Genomic DNA, 1,192 nt, shown 5'->3' with positions numbered 1-1,192 from the left:
TCCCGGTCAAACCGGGAGGTGTGATTCGGATCGTAAGATTCGCCGCTATTCCATATAGCACATATTAGAGTAATTAACTTGTTTACCAAATTGTTGCGTACGATCGGCCAACATTTTCCCTCTTCCAATTTTCGTTGCTTATAGGTGTTAAATCGATCACAGTGCGTGCTGGCCGACCGAGCGGCCATCGTCAGCGTCGCGCGCATCTCGGAGGCTCCGTGGCCGGACGAGCGGGTTTTGCCTTTCACCGACGATCCCGAGCTGTGGCAGTGTGGGGCTACCCCGAATCGGGCGGCAATTTTCTTCGGATTCAACTTCGCTTGCCCGTAAAAATGAATCAGCCACAACCACGTAGTGATCTCGGCCACGCCTGGAATACTCTTCAATAGCTTGCTATAGTGGTTGAGGCCTTCGTGAGCTTCCACAATTTCGCTGATCCGATCTTCAATTCGCTTGATCTGCTGGTCCAGAAAGCTGATCTGCCGCCCCCAGCCGTCCCGGATCAGCTCCGGACAGTTCGGCTGCTGGGCCGACTGCGTTTGCTTGGTTTTGGTCGCCGAGCGCTGGCGCACCAGCCGCCGACGTTCGCTGTATAGTTGCTTTACTTGATCTAAGGCCACATCGGGTGGGGTGGAAATCGTAAGCTTGTCGGCAAAGCGTTCGGCATATTCAGCGATCAGACTCGCATCATACTCATCTTCTTTGCGGCCGTGCTCGGGGCCGACCTTATCGGTTACTGTTGTCTTCTCAACAGCGGCCGGCCATCCGGCCTCGGTCAGAACCACAAGCAACCGTTTCCCGTAAATGCCGGTATTCTCCATACAAATGATGGTATTGCTGGGGGTGCATCCTTCGGCCTCCAGCCATCGAAGCAACCGGTCGAAGCCCCGCCGATCATTCCCGCAGACCAGGTGCTCTCCGAGCGGACGAAGCCAACAGTCGAGTTTCTGTTTCGAAATATCGATTCCCACGTAGTGATCGTTGGATGCAATATTTGTCGTCTCCATCAATAATTATCATCTTTCTCGTTAGATTTTTAATGCCAGCGCGGTATTACCGGACCTGACTCTGTTAATAGTGTTTAGCTTACATGCTATTTAGGTTTGAGTAATACCAAAAGCGGAAGGGGCTGATTCCTTTCATGGAGTCAATCTCCGATGGGCTAATTAGCCTTTCTTCCGCTTGCTGGTAC

Annotated in this window: 1 protein-coding gene; it reads right to left on the bottom strand. The window is 52.4% G+C overall.

Translation table 11 applies throughout. The features are described 5' to 3' along the window. Positions 1 to 1,007: IS110 family RNA-guided transposase (locus tag ACT3ID_RS18920; protein ID WP_491543628.1), on the bottom strand; the 1,007-nt coding region annotated here is incomplete at its 3' end. Between the last annotated feature and the right edge of the window lie 185 nt (positions 1,008 to 1,192).

The sequence above is a fragment of the Fodinibius sp. GM108 genome, from assembly GCF_058386985.1.
This window is presented reverse-complemented; position numbering and strand designations above follow the sequence as displayed.